Annotated in this window: 24 protein-coding genes; 18 read left to right on the top strand and 6 right to left on the bottom strand. The window is 63.9% G+C overall.

The features are described from left to right. Positions 1–2: 2 nt before the first annotated feature. On the bottom strand, positions 3–476 hold the full coding sequence (locus tag LNV28_RS00120) for a tRNA (cytidine(34)-2'-O)-methyltransferase (protein ID WP_263517068.1): 474 nt from the start codon (positions 474–476) through the stop codon (positions 3–5). Between the two features lie 51 nt (positions 477–527). Continuing rightward, positions 528–1,283: a ComF family protein gene (locus LNV28_RS00115; RefSeq protein ID WP_263517069.1), complete on the bottom strand. Its 756-nt coding sequence runs from the start codon at positions 1,281–1,283 to the stop codon at positions 528–530. A 35-nt stretch (positions 1,284–1,318) separates the two neighbouring features. Between LNV28_RS00115 and LNV28_RS00110 the strand changes: the two genes are divergently transcribed. From LNV28_RS00110 to LNV28_RS00080, 7 genes are all read left to right on the top strand, one after another. Further along, on the top strand, positions 1,319–2,251 hold the full coding sequence (locus LNV28_RS00110) for a class I SAM-dependent methyltransferase (RefSeq protein ID WP_263568687.1): 933 nt from the start codon (positions 1,319–1,321) through the stop codon (positions 2,249–2,251). A gap of 215 nt (positions 2,252–2,466) precedes the next feature. Beyond that, positions 2,467–3,660, top strand: a complete 1,194-nt coding sequence (coxB, locus tag LNV28_RS00105; RefSeq protein WP_411969879.1) for a cytochrome c oxidase subunit II — start codon at positions 2,467–2,469, stop codon at positions 3,658–3,660. 38 nt (positions 3,661–3,698) lie between these two features. Continuing rightward, entirely contained in the window at positions 3,699–5,327 is a 1,629-nt protein-coding gene (gene ctaD / locus LNV28_RS00100) for a cytochrome c oxidase subunit I (RefSeq protein WP_263517071.1), read from the top strand. Between the two features lie 4 nt (positions 5,328–5,331). Then, positions 5,332–5,448: a cytochrome oxidase small assembly protein gene (locus LNV28_RS00095; RefSeq protein WP_263517072.1), complete on the top strand. Its 117-nt coding sequence runs from the start codon at positions 5,332–5,334 to the stop codon at positions 5,446–5,448. Between the two features lie 7 nt (positions 5,449–5,455). Beyond that, complete coding sequence (locus LNV28_RS00090; protein WP_263517073.1) at positions 5,456–6,079, top strand: cytochrome c oxidase assembly protein; 624 nt, start codon at positions 5,456–5,458, stop codon at positions 6,077–6,079. Continuing rightward, positions 6,076–6,318, top strand: a complete 243-nt coding sequence (locus LNV28_RS00085; protein WP_263517074.1) for a DUF2970 domain-containing protein — start codon at positions 6,076–6,078, stop codon at positions 6,316–6,318. Before LNV28_RS00090 ends, LNV28_RS00085 begins: the two co-directional genes overlap by 4 nt. A gap of 58 nt (positions 6,319–6,376) precedes the next feature. Beyond that, entirely contained in the window at positions 6,377–7,261 is an 885-nt protein-coding gene (locus LNV28_RS00080; RefSeq protein WP_263517075.1) for a cytochrome c oxidase subunit 3, read from the top strand. A gap of 98 nt (positions 7,262–7,359) precedes the next feature. Here LNV28_RS00080 and LNV28_RS00075 read toward each other — a convergent pair whose 3' ends face one another. Continuing rightward, a complete protein-coding gene (locus tag LNV28_RS00075; RefSeq protein ID WP_263517076.1) occupies positions 7,360–7,578 on the bottom strand; it encodes a DUF2909 domain-containing protein in 219 nt (72 codons plus the stop codon). Positions 7,579–7,611: 33 nt separating this feature from the next. Here LNV28_RS00075 and LNV28_RS00070 point away from each other — a divergent pair, with 33 nt between their 5' ends. Genes LNV28_RS00070 through LNV28_RS00050 form a run of 5 tightly spaced genes read left to right on the top strand, consistent with a single transcriptional unit; the run spans position 7,612 to position 11,797 of the window. Continuing rightward, on the top strand, positions 7,612–8,376 hold the full coding sequence (locus LNV28_RS00070; RefSeq protein ID WP_263517077.1) for an SURF1 family protein: 765 nt from the start codon (positions 7,612–7,614) through the stop codon (positions 8,374–8,376). 22 nt (positions 8,377–8,398) lie between these two features. Beyond that, positions 8,399–9,040, top strand: a complete 642-nt coding sequence (locus LNV28_RS00065) for an SCO family protein (protein ID WP_318013829.1) — start codon at positions 8,399–8,401, stop codon at positions 9,038–9,040. Positions 9,041–9,054: 14 nt separating this feature from the next. Next, positions 9,055–10,236: a COX15/CtaA family protein gene (locus LNV28_RS00060; RefSeq protein ID WP_263517079.1), complete on the top strand. Its 1,182-nt coding sequence runs from the start codon at positions 9,055–9,057 to the stop codon at positions 10,234–10,236. 6 nt (positions 10,237–10,242) lie between these two features. Then, positions 10,243–11,154 (top strand): heme o synthase, encoded by a 912-nt coding sequence (gene cyoE / locus LNV28_RS00055; RefSeq protein ID WP_263517080.1) that lies wholly within the window; start codon positions 10,243–10,245, stop codon positions 11,152–11,154. A 22-nt stretch (positions 11,155–11,176) separates the two neighbouring features. Further along, a complete protein-coding gene (locus tag LNV28_RS00050) occupies positions 11,177–11,797 on the top strand; it encodes an SCO family protein (RefSeq protein ID WP_263517081.1) in 621 nt (206 codons plus the stop codon). Between the two features lie 72 nt (positions 11,798–11,869). On the opposite strand, the gene rpoH is transcribed toward LNV28_RS00050, so the two are convergent. From rpoH to ychF, 3 genes are all read right to left on the bottom strand, one after another. Next, on the bottom strand, positions 11,870–12,790 hold the full coding sequence (gene rpoH, locus LNV28_RS00045) for an RNA polymerase sigma factor RpoH (RefSeq protein ID WP_263517082.1): 921 nt from the start codon (positions 12,788–12,790) through the stop codon (positions 11,870–11,872). Between the two features lie 160 nt (positions 12,791–12,950). After that, on the bottom strand, positions 12,951–13,457 hold the full coding sequence (locus LNV28_RS00040; RefSeq protein ID WP_263517083.1) for a chemotaxis protein CheW: 507 nt from the start codon (positions 13,455–13,457) through the stop codon (positions 12,951–12,953). A gap of 238 nt (positions 13,458–13,695) precedes the next feature. Then, a complete protein-coding gene (ychF, locus tag LNV28_RS00035; RefSeq protein ID WP_263517084.1) occupies positions 13,696–14,787 on the bottom strand; it encodes a redox-regulated ATPase YchF in 1,092 nt (363 codons plus the stop codon). A gap of 207 nt (positions 14,788–14,994) precedes the next feature. Here ychF and LNV28_RS00030 point away from each other — a divergent pair, with 207 nt between their 5' ends. The 6 genes from LNV28_RS00030 to LNV28_RS00005 all read left to right on the top strand — a co-directional run bounded on the left by LNV28_RS00030 (position 14,995) and on the right by LNV28_RS00005 (position 21,257). Further along, complete coding sequence (locus LNV28_RS00030) at positions 14,995–16,107, top strand: FAD-dependent monooxygenase (protein ID WP_263517085.1); 1,113 nt, start codon at positions 14,995–14,997, stop codon at positions 16,105–16,107. Between the two features lie 31 nt (positions 16,108–16,138). Beyond that, positions 16,139–16,864: a DsbC family protein gene (locus LNV28_RS00025; RefSeq protein ID WP_263517086.1), complete on the top strand. Its 726-nt coding sequence runs from the start codon at positions 16,139–16,141 to the stop codon at positions 16,862–16,864. 96 nt (positions 16,865–16,960) lie between these two features. Beyond that, positions 16,961–17,428 carry a DUF3429 domain-containing protein gene (locus LNV28_RS00020; RefSeq protein ID WP_263517087.1) on the top strand — a complete coding sequence of 156 codons (468 nt, stop codon included), beginning with the start codon at positions 16,961–16,963 and terminating at the stop codon, positions 17,426–17,428. Positions 17,429–17,432: 4 nt separating this feature from the next. Next, positions 17,433–19,235, top strand: a complete 1,803-nt coding sequence (locus LNV28_RS00015) for a M61 family metallopeptidase (protein ID WP_263517088.1) — start codon at positions 17,433–17,435, stop codon at positions 19,233–19,235. Then, complete coding sequence (locus LNV28_RS00010) at positions 19,220–20,455, top strand: DUF3108 domain-containing protein (RefSeq protein WP_263517089.1); 1,236 nt, start codon at positions 19,220–19,222, stop codon at positions 20,453–20,455. Before LNV28_RS00015 ends, LNV28_RS00010 begins: the two co-directional genes overlap by 16 nt. Before the next feature lie 7 nt (positions 20,456–20,462). Next, positions 20,463–21,257, top strand: a complete 795-nt coding sequence (locus tag LNV28_RS00005) for an enoyl-CoA hydratase (protein ID WP_263517090.1) — start codon at positions 20,463–20,465, stop codon at positions 21,255–21,257. The last annotated feature ends 143 nt before the right edge of the window (positions 21,258–21,400 follow it).

Raw genomic sequence — 21,400 nt, 5'->3', positions numbered from 1 at the left:
CCTCAGGGAGCGCTGCCCTCGTAGCCGTTCTGTCGCCAGGCCTCGAACACGGCCACGGCCACGCTATTGCTCAGGTTGAGGCTGCGCTGCCCGGGGCGCATGGGCAGTCGCACCCGTTGTGGCTCGGGGAACTGTTCGCGCAGCTCGGGCGCCAGGCCCGCGGTTTCCGAGCCGAAGACCAGGAAGTCACCCGCTTGCCAGCGGATGTCTGCCAAAGGGCGACTGCCCTTGGTGGTGAAGGCGAACAGGCGCTCCGGCGCTGGTTGCGCAGTGGCCAGGAAGCTGGCCCAGTCGCGATGGCGCAGCACGGCCGTGTACTCGTGATAGTCGAGCCCGGCGCGTTGCAGCAGGCGGTCCTCCATGGAGAAGCCCAGGGGCTCGATCAGGTGGAGGCTGCAGCCGGTGTTGGCGGCCAGACGGATGACGTTGCCGGTATTGGGTGGGATTTCCGGTTGGACCAGAACGATATGGAACATGGCTGAGTACGGCGCTTGCGCCGAGCGAAAAAGAAGAGGGGAGGACAGGGCTTAGTCCAGCGCGGTGTCGGGCGTGCGGGCGACCACCCAGGCCTGCACATTGAGGGCGCCGGCTTGGCGCAGCACCCGGGCGATTTCGAACAGGGTGGCGCCGCTGGTCATGACATCATCGAGCACGACGACATGACAGCCGCGCAGCTCGCCAATCCGCCCGGGCTCAAGGGCGAAGGCCTGCTTCACATTCTGACCCCTTTCCTTGAGAGGTAGCTGGGCCTGCTGTGCCGTGCTGCGCACGCGCAGCAGCAGTTCGGGTTCACAGATCAGCTTGCGCCGTCGAGCCAGGGTCCGGGCCAGTTCGAAGCTCTGGTTATAGCCACGCTCACGCAGGCGGCGTGGCGACAATGGAACGGGCAGCAGCAGGTCCGGTGCTTCCGCTTCGGCGATATTGAGGGCCTGGTTCAGGCGATCCAGCAAAGTTTCGCGCAGTTCGATCGCCTGGTGAAACTTGTAGTGCTGGAGCAGTCCGTCCCAAGGGAAGCTGTAGTCGAGCGCGGCGATGCTGCGGTCCAGGGGTGGCGCTTCGCGCAAGCAACTGCCACATTTGGCCTCGCGGCGCCCGGCCAGGGCAGGTGGCAAGCGTGCCGCACAGGTCCAGCAACGTGGCACCGGCCGGGCATAGCGCTGTAAGCATTCGCTGCAGACTTGCTGCCGTGACCAGGCCCGGCAGACCGCGCATTGCCCCGGGCAGCGCATCAACACCCGCTCGACAAAAGCGGGTTTGACGGGAGCGAGGCGCCGGGTCAGCATGGCGCTCAATATACTGCCGGCCCATGGCCGAACCCTTGTCTCCCCCTAGGACCGACGCGTCCCCCGCGCCCCAGCTGCCGCGGCCCCAGCAACTTGATCCCATCGCTCTGCAGCGGCATGCGCGGCGCTTGGCCGCGCATGGGCAGGCATCATGGTTGAGCCTGGAGGTGGCGAAGCGCATGGCCGAGCGGCTGGCCATCATCAAGCTGCAGCCGGCGCGAGTTCTGCAATGGTCGGGTCTGCTCGGTGGCGGCAGCGAGGCCTTGCGTCTGGCTTATCCGCAGGCCGAACATGCCGATGTCGAGCCCACGCTGGACTTGCAGCTGCGCGCACGCGCGCTGCACAAGACTTCATGGTGGCAATCGGCGCTTGGCCGTGCGCCCGCCTTGCAGGTACTGGCTCCAGAGGAACTGGCCGGCCACGGTCAGTTTGGGTTGGTCTGGGCCAATCTGGCCTTGCACACCATGCCGGATCCGCCGGCCACGCTGGCGGCCTGGCATTCGGCTTTGCAGGTCGACGGCTTCCTGATGTTTTCCTGCTTCGGTCCCGACAGTCTGGTCGAGTTACGGCCTTTGTTCGCTCGTCTGGCTTGGGGTCGCCCGGGGCCGGACTGGTGGGACATGCACGATATCGGTGATCTCCTGGTCGCCGCCGGCTTTGCCGATCCAGTCATGGACCAGGAGCGCATTCAGCTGACCTGGGCGCAGCCGGCGGACTTACTCAGGGATCTGCGCCTGCTTGGCGGCAATGTCGCGCCGGATCGGTTCGCGGGCTGTCGAGGCAAGACCTGGCACCGCAAGCTGCTGGAGGCCTTGGAAACCTTGCGCCGACCTGACGGCCGCCTGCATCTGAGCCTTGAAATTGTCTACGGCCATGCCTTCAAGGCAATGCCAAAGGTGCGGGTAAGCCCTGAAACAAGCCTGTCTTTGGAGCAGATGCGCGCGATGGTGCGCCGATCCGGCGCTTGATGCGCCTAAAGAGACAGTGAGCGGGGGGAGTCGTAGGCTAAAATTGCCGTTTAGCCAAAATGCATGCCCTGTGACTTTAGGGTCAGGCCTTGCCAGCGTCTTTGATAAGCCTCAAAAACAAGCGCTGTAGTGGTCGCATCGTTGGGCAAGCCGGGCAGTGAAGCGGGTTCATGCCAGGGCTCTCATGAGACGAATTTGAAACAAGAGTGACGACCATGATGATGATGAACACACGAGTGCATCAGGCCGCGCGCCGCTTGGCACAGGTGGCCCTGGCGGCCGGCGCGACGCTGGCGGCCCATTCGGCCCTGGCGGCCCAGGCGGTCCAAGATCTGCCGGGTGGCCCCGCCGTCAATCAGCTCAATCTGCACCCTCCGGTCACCCGCATTGCGGCCGACCAGATGTGGCTGCATAACTTCATGCTCATCATCTGCCTGGCCATTTTTGTGGCTGTGTTCGGCGTGATGTTCTATTCCATCTTCAAGCACCGCAAGTCCAAGGGTGCGGTGTCGGCCAACTTCCACGAGAGCGTGAAAGTTGAAATCGCCTGGACCGTCGTGCCCTTCATCATCGTCATCCTGATGGCTCTGCCGGCCACCAAGGTGGTGGTAGCCATGAAGGACACCACCAATGCCGACCTGACCATCAAGGCCACGGGTTACCAGTGGAAATGGGGTTACGACTACCTGAAGGGTGAAGGCGAGGGCATCGGTTTCCTGGCCACTCTGGATGCGGCGCAGCGCGCCATGTCGGATGCAGGCAAGCCCGAAGGCGACAACTACCTGCTCAAGGTGGACAACCCGCTGGTCGTGCCCGTCAACAAGAAGGTGCGCATCATCACCACCGCCAATGACGTGATCCACGCCTGGATGGTGCCGGCATTCGGCGTCAAGCAAGATGCCATTCCCGGTTTCGTGCGTGACACCTGGTTCAAGGCAGAGAAGATCGGTGACTTCTACGGTCAGTGCGCTGAGTTGTGTGGCAAGGAACACGCCTACATGCCCATCCACGTGAAGGTGGTGTCGGCCGAGGACTACTCCAAGTGGGTGGACGGCAAGAAGAAGGAAATGGCGGCCAAGGCTGACGATCCGAGCAAGGTTTGGGAATTGCCGGCCCTGGTGGCGCGCGGCGAGAAGGTCTACAACGCCAACTGCGCGGCCTGCCACAAGGCTGACGGTTCCGGCGCCGGCCCGATCAAGGCTTTGGTCGGCTCGCCGGTGGTGCTGTCGGAAGACAAGTTGGCTCAGGTCAAGGTTTTGCTGAATGGCCAGAACAACGGAACCATGCCGGCTTGGAAGCAGTTGAGCGACACCGAGATCGCTGCCGTGATCACCTACACCAAGAACAGCTGGTCCAACAAGACCGGTCAGGCAGTGCAACCGGCTGAAGTTCTGGCCGCGCGCAAGTGATTGGCTGAACGTCGACAAGCGTTGATAAAGGAAACAAGATGAGTGCAGTGCTTGACCACCACGGTCATGACGTTCATGACCATGACCACCACGATCACCATGCCCCGACGGGCTGGCGTCGTTGGGTCTTCGCCACCAATCACAAGGACATCGGTACCCTGTACCTGCTGTTCTCGTTCACCATGCTGATGATCGGCGGCATCTTGGCGCTGTGCATCCGCGCCGAGTTGTTCCAGCCGGGTCTGCAGTTCTTCAATCCGGAGCTGTTCAACCAGTTCACCACCATGCACGGCCTGATCATGGTGTTCGGCGCCATCATGCCGGCCTTTGTGGGCTTCGCGAACTGGATGATTCCGCTGCAGATTGGTGCGTCGGACATGGCGTTCGCGCGCATGAATAACTTCAGCTTCTGGCTGATGATTCCTGCGGCCATCATGCTGGTGGCTTCCTTCTTCATGCCCGGCGGTGCACCCGCAGCCGGCTGGACGCTGTATGCGCCTCTGACCCTGCAGATGGGCCCCTCCATGGATGCTGGCATCTTCGCCATGCACATCCTGGGCGCTTCGTCCATCATGGGTTCGATCAACATCATCGTCACCATCTTGAACATGCGCGCGCCTGGCATGACGCTGATGAAGATGCCGATGTTCTGCTGGACTTGGCTGATCACCGCCTACCTGCTGATCGCCGTCATGCCTGTGCTGGCTGGCGCCATCACCATGACGCTGACCGACCGCCATTTCGGTACCAGCTTCTTCAACCCCGCTGGCGGCGGCGACCCGGTGATGTACCAGCACATCTTCTGGTTCTTCGGCCACCCCGAGGTCTACATCATGATCTTGCCGGCCTTCGGCATCGTCAGCCAGATCGTCCCGACCTTCGCGCGCAAGAAGCTGTTCGGCTACGCCTCCATGGTGTATGCGACCGCCTCGATTGCCATCCTGTCCTTCATCGTTTGGGCTCACCATATGTTCGCCACCGGCATGCCGGTGACGGGCCAGTTGTTCTTCATGTACGCGACCATGCTGATCGCTGTGCCCACGGGCGTGAAGATCTTCAACTGGCTGGCGACGATGTGGCGCGGTTCGATGACCTTTGAAGTGCCCATGTTGTGGGCCGTTGGTTTCATCTTCGTGTTCACCATGGGCGGCTTCACGGGCCTGATCCTGGCCATGGCGCCGATCGACATCCAGGTGCAGGACACCTACTACGTCGTGGCTCACTTCCACTATGTGCTGGTGGCTGGTTCCTTGTACGCTTTGTTCGCTGGTGTTTACTTCTGGGGCCCGAAGTGGACCGGCGTGATGTACAGCGAAACCCGCGGCAAGATCCACTTCTGGGGCTCGCTGATCACCTTCAACATCACTTTCTTCCCCATGCACTTCTTGGGTCTGGCCGGCATGCCGCGTCGCTACGCCGACTACCCGGTGCAGTTCACCGACTTCAACGCCATCGCTTCGGTCGGCGCCTTTGGTTTCGGCCTGATGCAGGTGTATTTCTTCCTGTTCGTCGTCATTCCGATGATGCGCGGCAAGGGTGAAAAGGCTCCGCAGCGTCCTTGGGAAGCTGCCGAAGGCCTGGAGTGGGAAGTGCCGTCGCCGGCTCCCTTCCACACCTTCGAAGAGCCGCCCAAGCTGAACGCCAGCGCCACCAAGATCGTTGCCTGAAGCCATGAGTCAGACACCCGAGCAACGCAAGAGCAACAAGCGCCTGGCGCTGGTCTTGTTCACGGTTGCCCTGGTCTTCGGACTGGGCTTCGTGACCAAGATCGCCCTGCTGGGGTTCTGAGCCTTTCATGAGCAAACCCAAGCTGCCCTGGACCTTGGCGTCCGCCCTGCGCAGGGACAACCTGCACCTGGTCGGCAAGCTGCTGGTGGTGGTGACGATGATGTTCGGCTTCGGCTATGCGCTGGTGCCGCTCTACAACGCCATTTGCACGGCCCTCGGCATCAATGTGCTGTCGCTCAGTGAGCGTCAGCACGCGGTGCGCGCCGAGGATGTGAAGAACGGCCAGATCGACTACAGCCGCAAGATCACCATTGAGTTCGATGCCAATGCGCGTGGCCCCTGGGAGTTCAAACCCGCGGTGACTCATGCGGTGGTGCACCCGGGTGAACTGACCACGGTGATGTACGAGTTCCGCAATGTGCAGGACCGCGTCATGTCTGCACAGGCGATCCCGAGTTATGCGCCCAAGCAGGCGACAGCGCATTTCAACAAGCTCGAGTGCTTTTGCTTCAATGAGTACACCCTGCAGCCAGGGGAAAAGAAGCAGTGGCCGGTGGCTTTTGTGATCGACCCCAAGTTGCCCAAGGACGTCAAGACCATCACCCTGTCCTACACCTTCTTCGAGGTGGCGGGCAAAGGTAAGCAGCAGGCCTTGCAGTCCAGCGTGCCGGGCAAAGAGGGCCGGTCATGAGCCAGGCGGGTGAAGATTTGAAGCAAGCCATCGCACGCCCGGCGTCGTTTGTGCAAACGATGCGGGCGGTCGCTTGGTCCTTCTTCGGCGTGCGTCGCGGCGCCGATTATGAAAAAGATGTGGCTCAGCTCAATCCCGTGCATGTGATCATTGCCGGGGTGATCGGAGCCGTTTTATTCGTGCTGGTGCTGGTGCTCTTGGTCCAATGGGTCATCGGCAGCGGGGTCGCCGGCGCTTGAGTTTTGCAAGCTTTGTAGCGTCATCAGCAGGACTGAATTTAGTTCGAGGAGAAAAGAAATGTCGGCAGCGACTACCACGGGCAAGACCCCTTACTACTTTGTGCCAGGGCCCTCGCGCCATCCGGTGATGGCGGCCATCGGCCTGTTCTTCGTGATCCTCGGCGCAGGCCAGTGGATCAACGATCACGACTGGGGCAAGTACTCGCTGATCTTCGGCTTGCTGTGGTGGGCCGTGGTGCTCAAGCAGTGGTTCGGCGACGCCATCCGCGAAAGCGAAAGCGGCTTGTACAGCGACCGCATCGACCTGTCCTTCCGCTGGAGCATGGGCTGGTTCATCTTCTCGGAAGTGATGTTCTTCGCCGCCTTCTTCGGTGCGCTGTACTGGGCTCGCGTCCATGCCGTGCCGAGTCTGGGCAGCCTGGAGAACGCACTGTTGTGGCCCGATTTCAAGGCCCTGTGGCCCAGTGTTGCCGCCGGCATGACCGCATCGCCGGCCGGTGTGGTGGAGCCCTTCTCGACCATGGGCCCCTGGCCGCTGCCGACCATCAACACCGCGCTGCTGCTGACTTCGGGCGTCACACTGACCGTCGCTCACCATGCGCTGATCGCCGGCAATCGCGGCAAGACCATCGCCTTCATGTGGATGACCGTCATTCTGGGCATCGTTTTCTTGTGCGTGCAAGGCTACGAGTACATGCACGCCTACCGTGACCTGAACCTCAAGCTCAGCTCCGGCGTCTATGGCTCGACCTTCTTCATGCTGACCGGCTTCCACGGTTTCCACGTGTTCGTGGGCATGTTGATGTTGCTCTTCATCACCCTGCGCCTGCAGAAGGGCCACTTCACCAAGGACCGCCATTTCGGCTTCGAAGGCGCGGCCTGGTACTGGCACTTCGTGGACGTGGTCTGGTTGGGCCTGTATTTCATCGTCTACTGGATGTAATCGGCCTGCCAGCCGGCCAGAAAAAAGCGCCGCAATTCGCGGCGCTTTTTTTCTGAGCAGTGCTGCTCAGACTGTGGGCAGGGCAGGGCGGGGCGCTGTCAGCGCTGGAGCGGCAGACCGGTCGGCTCGATCCAGCCCATCAGATAGCTGAGCAGGATGAAGAGGAACAGGGCCACGGAAAGCCCCACGCGCAGTGCCAGTGCTCGGGCCATATTCGGTCCGCGCTGCTCGCGGTTGCCGTTCTTGAACATGAACAGGCCGGCCGCCGCCAGGGCGCCCAGGATGCCGATGAAGGCGAGGATGACGATGGTTTTCATGGTCGGGGATTATGCGCCGGGAGGGTGGAAGCGATGGCTCGCCTGAGCACTGCCCACCGGCGTCTGCTTGTCTCGCTGCTGACTCTGTTGGCCATGGCGCTGACGGCCCGGCTGGGCTGGTGGCAGCTGGACCGTGCGGCCGAGAAGAAGGCCTTGCAGGCGGCTGTTGCGGCGCGTGGCCAGCAGCCCAGCTTGCTGGGCGCGGACTTGGCTATGAAGGCTCCGGAAGCGCAGGCGCAGTTGCACCGGACCGTGCGCCTGCGCGGACATTGGCTGCCGGAGCACACCGTCTTCCTGGACAACCGGCCGATGAACGGGCGGGTCGGCTTTTTTGTCGTGACGCCTTTCCAGATCAGCGGCCGCAGCGAGTTGATTCTGGTCCAGCGTGGCTGGGGCCCTCGTGACGCGCGCGAACGCAGCCGGCTTCCGCTGGTGCAAACGCCTGAGGGCGAGATTGAGCTGTTCGGGCGTTTGACCGCAGCGCCTTCGCGTGCATACGAGTTCAGCGCGGCGAGCGAAGGGTCGATCCGGCAGAATCTCGACCCTGCAGTGCTGGCGCGCAGCCTGGGCCGCGAATTGCTGCCCCTGACCGTGCTGCAACTGCCCGATGCCGCCGCAAGCGGGCCGGCCGCTGACGGTTTGATGCGGGACTGGCCCGCGCAAGATGTCGGTCTGCAGAAACACTACGGTTACGCTTTTCAATGGTTTGCGCTTTGCGCGCTGCTTCTGGGTCTTTATGTCTGGTTCCAAACAATCCGCCCCCGCATCCGCTCCCACCGCAGCCAAGCTCGCTCCTGAGGCGGAAGGCTTGACCTTGACGGTGCACAGCCTGCCGACCTCGCAGGGACTGGCCGAGGCGCAGCACAAGCGGGGCGGACGGCTTCGCATGCTGATGGTGCTGGCCGCCTGTGCCGCGCCGGTACTGGCGTCCTATTTCACTTTCTATGTGGTGCAGCCGAGTGGCCGTGCCTATGCCGATCTGATCGTGCCCACGGTCGACTTGCCGGCCACGCTGCATCTGCAGGATCTCCAGGGCAAGCCGGTCGCCGCCGACAGCCTGAAAGGCCAGTGGCTGCTGACCCTGGTTCAGGAGGGCGGCTGCGACGAAGCCTGCGAGCGCCGTTTTTTCCTGCAGCGCCAGTTGCGCGAGATGCTGGGCAAGGAGCGCGACAAGGTCGACAAGCTCTGGCTGCTGCCTGAGGATTCGCCCCTCCCTCGACCGGAGCTGCTGAAGGCGCTCAATCAGGGTGTGGCTGTGACCATCTTGCGTGCGCCGCGCGCCGAGTTGCAGGCCTGGCTCAAGCCGGCCGAGGGCCAGACCTTGCAGGATCATGTCTTCCTGGTGGATCCGATGGGGCGCTGGATGCTGCGGGCGCCGCCTCAGCCCGACCCGTCCAAGCTCAAGGGTGATTTGAATCGCCTGCTCAAGGCCAATGCGGGTTGGGACAAAGAGGGCCGCTGAGGCTGCGACGCGCAATGACGACGGCATCGGTTGATCTCTCCCCTTTGTGGCAGCTGGCTGGCCTGGGTGCCTTGCTGGCTTGTGCACCCCTGCTTTGGTGGCATCTGCGTTCGCGTTCGGCCACGCCGCAGGAACGGCTGCGTGCCCTGACCCTGCTGACCTTGTTCCTGACCTTTGACTTGGTCTTGTTCGGGGCCTTCACGCGTCTGACCGATTCGGGCCTGGGCTGCCCCGATTGGCCGGGCTGCTATGGCAGCGCCAGTCCGCTGGGTGCACGCGAAGAGATCCATGCCGCCCAGAGCGCCTTGCCCAGTGGCCCGGTCACCCATGGCAAGGCCTGGATCGAGATGATCCATCGCTACCTGGCCAGCAGCGTCGGCTTCCTGATTCTGGTGCTCTGCGTGCAGAGCTGGCGTCAGTGGTGGCGGCAGCGCAGGCAGGCTGCGGGCGTGTCTGTGTCGCCGGGCTGGGCCAGTCTGACCTTGGTCTGGGTCTGCATGCAAGGTGCCTTCGGCAAGCTGACGGTCACCATGAAATTGTTCCCGGCCATCGTCACCCTGCACCTGCTGGGCGGCTTGGGTCTGCTCGTCTTGCTGGCCTGGCAGGCACAGGGCTACCGCCCGCAGCCCATGGTCGTGAGCCGTGGCTTGCGCCGGGCGGGCTGGGGCTTGCTGCTGCTGAGTGTCATGCAGGTCAGCCTGGGCGGCTGGGTCAGCACGAATTACGCCGTGCTCGCCTGTTCCGAGTTCCCGACTTGCCAGGCCGGGCAATGGTGGCCTGCCATGGATTTCACCCACGGCTTCACCCTGTGGCGCGAGCTGGGTGTCGGTGCCGACGGTGGCTGGCTGCCGTTCGAGGCTTTGACCGCCATCCATATGAGCCACCGCCTCGGTGCCCTGGTGGTTTTCACGGCTTTGCTGCTGTTTGTCTGGCGTTTGCGCGCCTCCCCTGATGCCGGCCACTGGCCGCGCCGGCTGCTGCTGGTGGCGGCTTGGCAGTTGATCAGCGGCATGTCCAATGTGGTGCTGGACTGGCCCATCGTTGCCGCCCTGGCGCATACCGGCGGCGCGGCCATGCTTTTGCTGCTGCTGGGTTCTTTGCTGGCCCAGATGCAGCAGGGCCGAGGGCTGCCGGAGCGCTCTGCAGCGGTCGCCAGCAAACAAACTGCCCTTGATTCAAGAATCTCGATACCCTGAGCCCTTATGTCTTCCACTCCCTCCGTCACTGTGCCCGGACCCGCGAGTTCGCGTTGGCAACAGTTCTACCAGCTGACCAAGCCTCGGGTGGTTCAGCTGATCGTGTTCTGTGCCGTCATCGGCATGGCCCTGGCTGTGCCCGGCCTGCCGAACGCAGACCAGTGGCTCAGCATCCTTGCGGCCACGGCCGGCATCTGGCTGGTGGCCGGGGCAGCGGCCGCCTTCAACTGCCTGATCGAGCAACAGATCGACGCCAAGATGAAGCGCACCGCCTGGCGTGCGACGGCCAAGGGCCAATTGAGTCGGGTGCAGACCTTGACGTTTTCTGCTCTGCTGTGCGGCTTGGGCTCGGCCATTCTGTGGTTTTGGGTCAATCCGCTGACCATGTGGCTGACCTTTGCCACCTTTGTCGGCTACGCGGTGGTCTATACCGTGATTCTCAAGCCGATGACGCCGCAAAACATCGTCATTGGTGGCGCTTCGGGCGCCATGCCGCCGGTTCTGGGATGGGCCGCGCTGCGCGGTGAAGTGGGCCCCGAGGCCCTGATCCTGTGCCTGATCATCTTCCTCTGGACGCCACCGCATTTCTGGGCCTTGGCGCTCTACCGGGTCGAGGACTACCGCAAGTCCGGCCTGCCCATGTTGCCTGTCACCCATGGCGGTGAGTACACGCGGCTGCAGATCTTTCTCTACACCTGGATCCTGTTGGCGGCCACGCTCTTGCCTTTCCTGACCGGCATGAGCGGCTGGATCTATCTCATCAGCGCCCTGGCCCTGGGCCTGGGTTTTTGCGCCTACGCCTGGCAGCTCTGGCGTGAGTATTCCGACGAACTGGCGCGCGCCACCTTCCGCTTTTCCATCTGGCATCTGTCGCTGTTGTTCGCCGCGCTCTTGCTTGATCACTACCTGCTGCCTTGAACGGACCCGAGAGATGAAACCGATGTGTTCCAAACGCGCTTTGCTACGTCTGTCTGCGGGCGCGTTGTTGGCGGGCAGTCTGGTGGCTTGCGATCAGCTGGGCTTGGGCGGCGGCAGCAAGCCGGTGTTCAAGGGTGTGGACCTGACTGGGGCCGAATATGCGCGCAGCCTGAACCTGCCCGATCTGGATGGCCGCAACCGCAGCCTGGCGGACTTCAAGGGCAAGGTGCTGGTGGTGTTCTTCGGCTACACACAATGCCCCGATGTCTGCCCGACCACCATGGCCGAGTTGGCTGAGGTCAAACGCTCACTTGGCGCTGATGGCGATCGGGTTCAGGGCATCTTCGTCTCGGTCGATCCCGAGCGTGACACCGCCGCCTTGTTGAAGGCTTATCTCGCCAGCTTCGACCCCAGCTTCGTGGCCTTGCGCGGCAGCGAGGAGCAGGTCAAGGCTGCCGCCAAGGAGTTCAAGGTCTACTTCGCCAAGGTGCCAGGCAAGACAGCCGAGACTTACACCATGGACCACACAGCCGCCAGCTTCATCTTTGACACCCAAGGACGGGTGCGGGTGTTCTCGCGCTATGGCTCGGGCGCACAGGCTCTGACCGACGACATCAAGATGCTGCTGGCTGAAAAGGGCTGATCCGCGCAGACAGATTCACCATGAAAAACGGCCCCGCGAGGGGCCGTTTGCTTTGGCAGGTGCCATGCCCGATCAGGCCGGCGTCAGTGCCTTGCGCATCTTCTTCATGGCCGCCACCTCAATCTGGCGAATCCGTTCGGCGCTGACGCCGTATTCGGCCGCCAGCTCATGCAGGGTCATGCCGCCCGAGGAGTCGTCATTGACCTTGAGCCAGCGCTCCTCGACGATGCGACGGCTGCGCTCGTCCAGCGCCTCCAGAGCACGGCTGATGCCGTCGCCAGCCAACTCATCGCGTGCCTGGGCTTCCAGCACCCGGGTCGGCTCCTGGCTTTCATCCGCCAGATAGGCGATGGGGGCAAAGCTCTCGCCGTCCTCGTCGCTTTGCGGCTCAAGCGCCACATCGCCGCCGGACATGCGGGTTTCCATTTCCAGCACTTCTTCCGGCTTGACGTTCAGCTCGCGGGCCACATGGGCCAGCTGCGCTTCGCTGAGGCTGTTGCGGTGCGTTTGGTCGTCGGCCTGGTCTTCCTTCATGCTGTGCTTCATCGAGCGCAGATTGAAGAACAGCTTGCGCTGGGCCTTGGTCGTGGCGACCTTGACCATGCGCCAGTTGCGCAGCACGTATTCGTGAATCTCGGCCTTGATCCAGTGCATGGCATAGCTGACCAGACGCACGCCTTGGTCAGGGTCGTAGCGCTTGACGGCCTTCATCAGGCCGACATTGCCTTCCTGGATCAGGTCGCCCTGGGGCAGGCCATAGCCCATGTACTGGCGCGAGATCGACACCACCAGGCGCAGGTGCGAGAGCACCAAGCGGCCTGCGGCCTCGAGGTCTCCGCTTTCGCGCAGGCGGCGGGCAGCCGAGCTTTCCTCTTCCGGGGTCAGCAGGGGCAGGCGGTTGACGGCGGAGATGTATGCATCCAGATTGCCCAAAGAGGGCACCAGCGCCCAAGGGTCGCGTACCGTCAAAGCAGTGGGTGTAGACAAAGTCATCGCTTTCTTTCGCAAGCCGAACCACTTCGGTTCCTTGGAGGCAATATTAGCACTCCCTTGAAGTGAGTGCCAATCGTCTGGGGCCATTCCAGAAACTATCGATTCACGAGGCTTTCAGCGAGTGTGCTCGCTAACTTGATGCGAGAAGCTTGGGGGGAATTCAGTCCAGCAGACCGAAATCCGGGCTCACGACCATGGTGTCAATGTCGAGCAGGATCAGCATGCGGTCGCCGATCTTGCCCAGGCCTGTGATGAAACGGGCATCGAGTGCGGCCGCCACCTCGGGCCGGGGCTTGATCTCCTCGGCTTTCAGCTCCAAGACATCCGACACTGAATCGACCACCACGCCGACGATGCGCTGCGCCACATTGAGCACGATCACCACGGTGAAGGCGTTGTATTCGCCGGTCTGTCCCAGGCGCATGCGCAGGTCGACGATGGGCACGATGACGCCGCGCAGATTGACCACGCCCTTGATGAAGCTGGGCGAATGGGCGACGCGCGTGGGTGGCTCATAGGAGCGGATTTCCTGCACGCGCAGGATGTCAATACCGTATTCCTCGCCGCCAATGCGGAAGGTCAGGAATTGCTGGGTGTCATGCCGGGTTTGGCCGGTGGGCTGCAGGGCTTGTGCGCCAGAGGCGGGAACCAGTTCGTTAGAGCTCATGGATCGGTGGGCTTGTCTGCGGTTGAGGCGGGGAGGGCCGGGCAAAGGTAACTTCGTGAGGCCATTTTGCAGCCATTGTGCGCCGCGTCATCCATCGATCTGCCGCCGCCTGGCCGGGTAATTTCCCCCATGGTCGCCCAAAGCGGCCGGCGAAGGCACGAAAAAAAGCCCCGCTATAGCGGGGCCTGTCGGAGCGGGCGGTCCAGATCGGCCGCGTTCGGCGTGTGCTGCCGTTCGATCAGACGTTGAACAGGAAGTTCAGCACGTCGCCGTCTTTGACCACGTATTCCTTGCCCTCGGCGCGCATCTTGCCGGCGTCCTTGGCGCCTTGCTCACCCTTGTAGGTGATGAAGTCTTCATAGGCGATGGTCTGGGCGCGGATGTAGCCACGTTCGAAGTCGGTGTGGATTACGCCGGCGGCTTGCGGGCCGGTGTCGCCCTTATGGATGGTCCACGCGCGCACTTCCTTGACGCCAGCCGTGAAGTAGGTCTGCAGGCCCAGCAGGCTGAAGCCCGCGCGGATCAGGCGGTTCAGGCCCGGCTCGTCCTGGCCCATCTCGGACAAGAACATGGCGCGGTCTTCATCGCTCATTTCCGACAGTTCAGCCTCGGTCTTGGCGCAGATGGCCACCACGGGGCCGTTCTGGGCGGCGGCATATTCCTTCAGGCGATCCAGGAATGGGTTGTTCTCAAAGCCGTCTTCCGAAACATTGGCCACGAACATGGCCGGCTTGGCGGTGATCAGGCACAGGGGCTTGAGCAGCACCAACTCTTCCTTGCTGAAGTCGATGGTGCGCACCGGCTTGGCTTCGTTCAGCGCGGCTTCGCATTTCTCCAGCACCTTGACCAGGGCGATCGCCTCCTTGTCACCGGCACGCGCCACCTTGTTGTAGCGGTGCAGGCTCTTTTCCACCGTGCCCATATCGGCCAGGCAGAGTTCGGTCTGGATCACCTCGATGTCAGAGATTGGGTCCACGCGGCCGTTGACGTGAACGACATTGCCGTCTTCAAAGCAGCGCACCACGTTGACGATGGCATCGGTCTCGCGGATGTGCGAGAGGAATTTGTTGCCCAGGCCTTCGCCCTTGGAGGCGCCGGCGACCAGGCCGGCGATGTCCACAAACTCCACCACGGCCGGCAACACGCGTTCCGGCTTGACGATTTCGGCCAGAGCCTGCAAGCGCGGGTCGGGCAGTTCCACCACGCCGACATTGGGCTCGATGGTGCAGAAAGGGTAGTTCTCGGCGGCGATGCCGGCCTTGGTCAAGGCATTGAACAGGGTGGACTTGCCGACATTGGGCAGGCCGACGATGCCGCATTTGAGGCTCATGGAGGGCTTTCTGGGGAGCTGGGTTGGAGGGCCGCAGAGCGGCCGCTGAACAAGGCGGTCTGGGAGCCGGCTGTCGGCTGACAGCGGCGGGTGGCTCGAAGCTGGGCATGATTTTAGGCCATGACGGCGTCGGCCCTTGGCCCGACGGCTCGCAGGGCCGGCCCGAGGCCGGCGCGCTGCGGCCCAGAGCCTGCCTACAATGCCTCGATGCAAACATATGACGTCCTGGTGCGCGGCAGCGGCTGTGTCGGCCGCAGCCTGGCTCTGGCCCTCGGGGCCCAGGGCTTGCGCGTGGCATTGCTGGGTACGGTGGATGCCAGCGAAAGCCAGCGTGAGGACCTGCGCAGCTATGCGCTGAACGCGGCGTCGGTGGCCTTGTTGCGCAAGCTCAAGGTCTGGGATTCGCTGCCAGCGGCGGCCATCAGCCCGGTCTATGACATGAAGATTCACGGCGATGCCGCTGGCGCGCTCCTGGAATTTTCGGCTTGGAGCCAGGGAGTCGCCGAGCTGGCCTTCATCGTCGACGCCGCGGCCCTGGAGCAACAGCTGGCCACCGCCTTGCGCTTCGCGCCCCATGTGCAGGTGGTCGATGCACCGGTGCCGGCCGCCTTGACGGCGCTCTGCGAAGGTCGTGCCTCGGCCGCACGTGCCGATCTCGGTGTGAGCTTCAACGTGAAGAGCTACGGCCAGCGGGCCATTGCTGCGCGCCTGCGCAGCGCACTGCCCCATCAGGGCCAAGCGCAGCAGTGGTTCCGGTCACCGGATGTGTTGGCCCTCCTGCCTATCGATGCGCCCGAGCCGGGGGCCTCCTATGGCCTGGTGTGGTCCTTGCCTGAAGTGCGGGCCGACGAAATGTTGGCCTTGGATGCTCTTGCTTTTGAAGCGGCCCTGAACGAGGTCTGCGCTGGTTCCGTCGGGCGCCTGAGCCTGGCCAGTGGCCGCGCTGCCTGGCCCTTGGCCCTGGCGCGGGCCGAGCCCATGCAAGGCCCCGGCTGGGTCCTGCTCGGTGATGCGGCGCACCTGGTCCATCCCCTGGCCGGCCAGGGTCTGAACTTGGGCCTGGCTGATGTGGCCGCACTGACCCGGGTCCTGGCAGCGCGCGAAGCATGGCGTCCTTTAGGTGACGAGCGGCTGCTGCGCCGCTATGTGCGCGAACGCCAGCTGGACACCTGGGCCATGGGTGAGTTGACCGATGGCCTGCTGCGGGTCTTCGCCAGCGAGGCCGTGCCGCTGCGTCAACTGCGCAACCGTGGCTTGAATGCCTTGAATTCCGTGTCTCCCTTGAAGCGCTGGTTGACAGCACGGGCGCTTGGCGCCTGAAACCTCGAACCTCCCTATGAGTCTGAATCACATGCTGAACACGAAGACCTTGTTCCTGGCCGGTCTGGCCCTCAGTCTGCCGCTGCTGGCTCAGGCCAATGAAGCCGTCATCCGCAAGAGCCTGGCGGAGAAGTTGGCCGGCTTGCCCAAGATCGAGGATGTGCGCCCCAGCGCCATGGCCGGCCTTTGGGAAGTGCGCATCGGCAATGAGATCCGCTACACCGATCCGACCGGCAGCTACCTGATCGAGGGCGAGTTGATCGACCTGCGCACCCGCAAGAACCTGACCGAGGAGCGGGTCAACAAGATCAACCAGATCGACTTCGCCAGCCTGCCCCTGAAGGACGCTGTGGTTTGGAAGAACGGCAATGGCAAGCGCAAGATTGCGGTCTTCGCCGACCCCAATTGCGGCTACTGCAAGCGTTTCGAGCGCGCTCTGCAGGAAGTCAAGGACATCACCGTCTACACCTTCCTGGTGCCGATTCTCGGCGGCGATTCTCCCGAGAAATCGCGCTCGATCTGGTGCGCCAAGGACGCCACGGCCAGCTGGCAGGCCTGGATGCTGGAAGGCAAGGCACCGAGCAAGCCGACCGGCGCCTGCGATGACAGCGCGGTCGAACGCAATGCCGCCATGATGCGTCGCTACCATATCAACGGCACACCGGCCATCATCTTTGAAGATGGCAGCCGCGTGCCGGGTGCGCTGGGTGCCGATCAGCTGGAAAAGCGCCTGCAAGCTCTGCCCAGCAAGTCCTGATGGATGCGGGCACGGTCGTGGGCACAAGGCCCCGGCGGAGCGCCCGTTGGCTTGTTCTGTCCTTCTCAGTCCCGTTCAGCACCGGAGCATCACCGCATGTCCGCCGCCGTTTCTGCCGCACCGCCGTCGCCCTTGTCGCTCCATCCCATGGCGCTCAAGCTCGGTCATCTTGGCTTGCTGCCTTTTGCCCTGGGCGCGCTGCTGATCTGGTTGATCGGTGACCGCAATCTCGAGGCGCATGCCTTTGTGACCCTGGGCACATCGGCCTATGCCGCCTTGGTGATCTCATTTCTGGGCGGCATTTACTGGGGCTTTGCCTTTCGCATGCCCGAGACCACAGCCCAGCCTTTCATCTGGGGCATCGTGCCTTCGCTGGGCGCCTGGGTGGCCGTGGTCATGCCGGCCTATGCCGGCCTGGTCTTGCAGGGCGTGATGCTGATTGTTTGCTACTTGGTCGATCGCCGGCTCTACCCGCTCTACGGCGCGGCCGCCTGGCTGACCCTGCGATTCCGGCTCAGCGCCGGCGCTGCCCTGTGCTGTTTCCTGGCTGCGGCGGGGAGCTGAGCGCGTGGCCGATATTCGCTACCGGGTCGAGATCGACTCGGCCCACGATCACCATTTCCAGCTGACGCTGACGATTGCCGCTCCTGCCGCCGAGCAGCACATCAGCTTGCCGGCCTGGATTCCTGGCAGTTACCTGCTGCGCGAGTTCGCCCGCCATCTGAGTGGCTTGAGCGCCAGCCAGGGCAGCCGGCAGCTGGAGTTGGAGCAGTTGGACAAGGCCAGCTGGCGCGTCGCATGCAGCGGCCGCAGTGCCCTGGTGCTGCGCTACCGTGTCTATGCGTTTGACCCCTCGGTGCGTGCCGCCTTCCTGGACGCGCAACGCGGCTTCTTCAACGGCAGCAGCTTGTGCCTGCGTGTTCATGGCCGCGAAGACCAGCCTCATGTGCTGGAGCTGGCACGTTTGCCCGAGGGCTGGCAGGTGGCCACGGCGATGCCGCAGCAGGCCGACGGCAGCTACCGGGCGGCCGATTACGACGAACTTCTCGACCACCCCTTCGAGCTCGGCCATTTCTGGCAAGGCCAGTTCCTGGCGGGCGGTGTCGAGCACCAACTGGTGGTCAGCGGTGCCATGCCGTCTTTTGACGGCGAGCGTTTGCTGGCCGACACACAGCGCATCTGCGAGGCGCAAATCCAGTTCTGGCATGGCGCAGCGGCCAAGCGGCGCAGTCCCGTTCCTTTCCAGCGTTATGTGTTCTTTCTGAATACCGTGGACGAGGGCTATGGCGGGCTGGAGCATCGAGCCAGCACGGCCCTGCTCTCGCCGCGCCGCGATCTGCCGCGCCAGGGCCAGAGCGAAAGCAGCGATGGCTATGTGCGCCTGCTGGGCTTGATCAGCCACGAGTACTTCCACACCTGGAATGTCAAGCGACTGAAGCCCTCCAACTATGTTCGCCTGGATTACGCCCAGGAAAACTACACCGAGCTGCTGTGGTTTTTCGAAGGCTTCACGTCTTATTACGACGAGCTGATCCTGGTTCGCGCCGGCCTGATCGACGAGGCCCGCTACCTGAAGCTGCTCTCGAGCACGCTCAGCGGTGTGCTGGCGACGCCCGGGCGCAAGGTGCAAAGCCTGGCGCAGGCCAGCTTTGACGCCTGGATCAAGTACTACCGCCAGGACGAGAACTCACCCAACAGCAGCATCAGCTACTACGGCAAGGGCGCTTTGCTGGCGCTGGCGCTCGACCTCAGCTTGCGCCTGCGCCATGCCGATGGTGAGGCCGCGACGAGCCTGGACGAGCTGATGCGTGGGCTTTGGCAGCGCCATGCTGTGGGCGAGGGCGCCAGCGGCGGCATCAGCGAGGCTGATATCTTCGGCCTGCTGGCCGAGATCGGTGGCCCGGCTTTGGCCCAGCAGCTGGGCGAGTGGGTCCACGGGATCGAGGACCTGCCGCTGCCGCCCTTGTTCGAGCGCATGGGCGTGCAGCTGCGCGCCGACAAAGCGTCGCTGGCGCAGCGCTTGGGCCTGCGCCTGAATGACAGCGCCGGCAGCCTGTTGATCAAGCAAGTGCTTGCCGGTTCGCCCGCGTCGGCCGCCGGCTTGTGCGCGGGCGATGAGGTCCTGGCCTGCAATGGTTGGCGCCTGCGTCGTCTCGATGAGGCGGTGCTGACCCTGGCACCGGGCGAGTTTCAGCTGCGTCTGCTGGTGGCGCGCGATCAGCGCATCGTCGAGCTGCAGGCCGATTTGCCCGCGACGTCCGCCCCCGGCGGCGCGGCCGTGGGGGCGAGCAGCACGCCGGTTCAACTCTGTCTGGCCGACAAGGCGCCGGCGCGCGCACTCAGCCTGCGCCGGGCATGGTTGGCCGGCTGAGCCCCCTCGGCACCACCACGCCAGCTGCGCCTGCCAAGGCGCGGCGCCGTGCCTGGCTGCTGCTGGCCCTGGCCTTGCCGGTGCTGGTTTTGCATGCCTGCATCGGCGATGCGGTGTCCGAGCTGAGGCAGGGCTGGAGCGAGCTGGCCGAGATGCCGCCACGGCTCAGCGTCAGCTATGTGCGTGAGCTGCAGCAGAGCCGGCCGGCGCCTGCGTCACCGACCGCGCCGCTACGACAGCGTGGTAGCGAGCCGGCGGCCCCGCCGCTCAGTCCGCCCGGTCCGGCCCGCTCGGCGTCGGCTGTCGAATCACCGCAAGCGCCCGAGGCGGCCGAGCCTGCTGCCAGTGCGCCCGCGCCAGCCCCAGCGGTGCAGGAACGCGTGCCGGAGCCCACCGTGCCTGAAGCTGTCATGCCGAGCCAGCCTGCGGCCAGCTCCTCTGCCGACCCGGTCCCGGACTCAGACACGGCAGCTGCGCCCGGCCCCGAGTGGCCGCCCTCGACCCGTCTGCGCTACGAGCTGACTGGCAATTACCGCGGAGCCGTCACCGGCGAGGCCCAGGTCGAGTGGATCCGTGAAGGCAGCCGTTACCAGGTTCACCTCGATGTTTCGGTGGGTCCGAGCTTTGCACCGCTGATTTCGCGCCGCATGAGCAGCGACGGCCGCCTGACGACCCAGGGCATCGAGCCGCAACGTTACGACGAAGACACCCGCGTGTTGTTCAGCAGCCGGCGGCGTGTCAGCGTGCTGTTCCAGGGCGAGCAGCTGACCCTGGCCAATGGCCGGGTCGAGGCGTCCGCACCGGGCATGCAGGACGCGGCCAGCCAGTTTGTGCAGCTGACCTGGCTGTTCCTGACCGGCCGCGAGACTTTGCGTGAAGGTTTGATCCTGGAGCTGCCCCTGGCCTTGCCGCGCCGCCAGTACCGCTGGCGCTACGAGGTGCTGGGGCGTGAAACGCTGGCCACGCCCATGGGTGATTTGGAGACCTGGCATCTGAAGCCGACGGTGACGGCGGGCGGTGGCGACCTGACGGCCGAGGTCTGGCTTGCACCGACTCTGCAATACCTCCCCGTTCGCCTGCGCATCCGGCAGGACGAGCAGACCTTCATTGACCTGATGCTCAAGGCGCCGCCAGCCCAGGCCGCACCGCCTGCAGGTGTGCCGCCTATAGTGAAGCCCAGGATCGAAGCCCCGAACCCCCAAACTTCCCTGAAGGAGTGACCCAGCCATGAGCTACGAATGCATCATCACCGCCGTCCACGGCGAGGGCCCGCGCAAGACCGCCCTGATCACCCTCAACCGCCCCAAGGCCTTGAACGCCCTGAGCGACCCCTTGTTCGATGAACTCGGCGAGGCATTGCTGGCCTTCGACGCTGACGACAGCATCGGTTGCATCGTGCTGACGGGCTCCGAGCGTGCTTTTGCCGCCGGTGCCGACATCCCGACTTTGGCCCAGCACGACTTCCAGAGCGCCGTGCGTACCGACATGATCACGCGCAATTGGGAGCACATCCTGCGCGTCAAGAAGCCGGTGATCGCGGCCGTGGCAGGCTTCGCATTGGGCGGCGGTTGCGAGCTGGCCATGATGTGCGATTTCATCATCGCCGCCGACACCGCCAAGTTCGGCCAGCCAGAAGTGAAGCTCGGTGTCACGCCCGGTGCCGGCGGTACCCAGCGCTTGCCGCGCGCTGTCGGCAAGGCCAAGGCCATGGATCTACTCTTGACCGCCCGCATGATGGACGCGGCCGAAGCCGAGCGCAGCGGCTTGGTCTCGCGCGTGGTTCCGGCTGACAAGTTGATGGAGGAAACGCTTGCTGCCGCGGAAACCATCAACGGCTTCAGCGCGCCGGCTCTTCAGCTGATCAAGGAGCTGGTCAATCGCAGTTTCGAGAGCGGCCTGAAGGAGGGCGTCACATCCGAGCGCCGCGTCTTCCATGCGGTTTTCGGCACCGACGATCAGCGCGAAGGCATGGACGCATTCCTGAACAAACGCCCCCCCCAGTTCCGCCACGGCAAACGCTGAGCCCGCACACGGACTCCGGAAGGAGTCCGTGGCTGGCGAAGGCCAGACAGCGATACAAGCGGGATGGCTGAGCCCGCACACGGACTCCGGAAGGAGTCCGTGGCTGGCGAAGGCCAGACAGCGATACAAGCGGGATGGCTGAG

Source organism: Paucibacter sp. DJ2R-2, from assembly GCF_025717675.1.
Taxonomy (GTDB): Bacteria; Pseudomonadota; Gammaproteobacteria; order Burkholderiales; family Burkholderiaceae_C; genus Paucibacter_A.
This window is presented reverse-complemented; position numbering and strand designations above follow the sequence as displayed.

Coding starts and splice junctions, on each gene's coding strand:
- LNV28_RS00120 (WP_263517068.1), bottom strand. CDS start 476: ATGTTCCATATCGTTCTGGTCCAACCGGAAATCCCACCCAATACCGGC.
- LNV28_RS00115 (WP_263517069.1), bottom strand. CDS start 1,283: ATGCTGACCCGGCGCCTCGCTCCCGTCAAACCCGCTTTTGTCGAGCGG.
- coxB (WP_411969879.1), top strand. CDS start 2,467: ATGATGATGATGAACACACGAGTGCATCAGGCCGCGCGCCGCTTGGCA.
- ctaD (WP_263517071.1), top strand. CDS start 3,699: ATGAGTGCAGTGCTTGACCACCACGGTCATGACGTTCATGACCATGAC.
- LNV28_RS00095 (WP_263517072.1), top strand. CDS start 5,332: ATGAGTCAGACACCCGAGCAACGCAAGAGCAACAAGCGCCTGGCGCTG.
- LNV28_RS00090 (WP_263517073.1), top strand. CDS start 5,456: ATGAGCAAACCCAAGCTGCCCTGGACCTTGGCGTCCGCCCTGCGCAGG.
- LNV28_RS00085 (WP_263517074.1), top strand. CDS start 6,076: ATGAGCCAGGCGGGTGAAGATTTGAAGCAAGCCATCGCACGCCCGGCG.
- LNV28_RS00080 (WP_263517075.1), top strand. CDS start 6,377: ATGTCGGCAGCGACTACCACGGGCAAGACCCCTTACTACTTTGTGCCA.
- LNV28_RS00075 (WP_263517076.1), bottom strand. CDS start 7,578: ATGAAAACCATCGTCATCCTCGCCTTCATCGGCATCCTGGGCGCCCTG.
- LNV28_RS00070 (WP_263517077.1), top strand. CDS start 7,612: ATGGCTCGCCTGAGCACTGCCCACCGGCGTCTGCTTGTCTCGCTGCTG.
- LNV28_RS00060 (WP_263517079.1), top strand. CDS start 9,055: ATGACGACGGCATCGGTTGATCTCTCCCCTTTGTGGCAGCTGGCTGGC.
- cyoE (WP_263517080.1), top strand. CDS start 10,243: ATGTCTTCCACTCCCTCCGTCACTGTGCCCGGACCCGCGAGTTCGCGT.
- LNV28_RS00050 (WP_263517081.1), top strand. CDS start 11,177: ATGTGTTCCAAACGCGCTTTGCTACGTCTGTCTGCGGGCGCGTTGTTG.
- rpoH (WP_263517082.1), bottom strand. CDS start 12,790: ATGACTTTGTCTACACCCACTGCTTTGACGGTACGCGACCCTTGGGCG.
- LNV28_RS00040 (WP_263517083.1), bottom strand. CDS start 13,457: ATGAGCTCTAACGAACTGGTTCCCGCCTCTGGCGCACAAGCCCTGCAG.
- ychF (WP_263517084.1), bottom strand. CDS start 14,787: ATGAGCCTCAAATGCGGCATCGTCGGCCTGCCCAATGTCGGCAAGTCC.
- LNV28_RS00030 (WP_263517085.1), top strand. CDS start 14,995: ATGCAAACATATGACGTCCTGGTGCGCGGCAGCGGCTGTGTCGGCCGC.
- LNV28_RS00025 (WP_263517086.1), top strand. CDS start 16,139: ATGCTGAACACGAAGACCTTGTTCCTGGCCGGTCTGGCCCTCAGTCTG.
- LNV28_RS00020 (WP_263517087.1), top strand. CDS start 16,961: ATGTCCGCCGCCGTTTCTGCCGCACCGCCGTCGCCCTTGTCGCTCCAT.
- LNV28_RS00010 (WP_263517089.1), top strand. CDS start 19,220: ATGGTTGGCCGGCTGAGCCCCCTCGGCACCACCACGCCAGCTGCGCCT.
- LNV28_RS00005 (WP_263517090.1), top strand. CDS start 20,463: ATGAGCTACGAATGCATCATCACCGCCGTCCACGGCGAGGGCCCGCGC.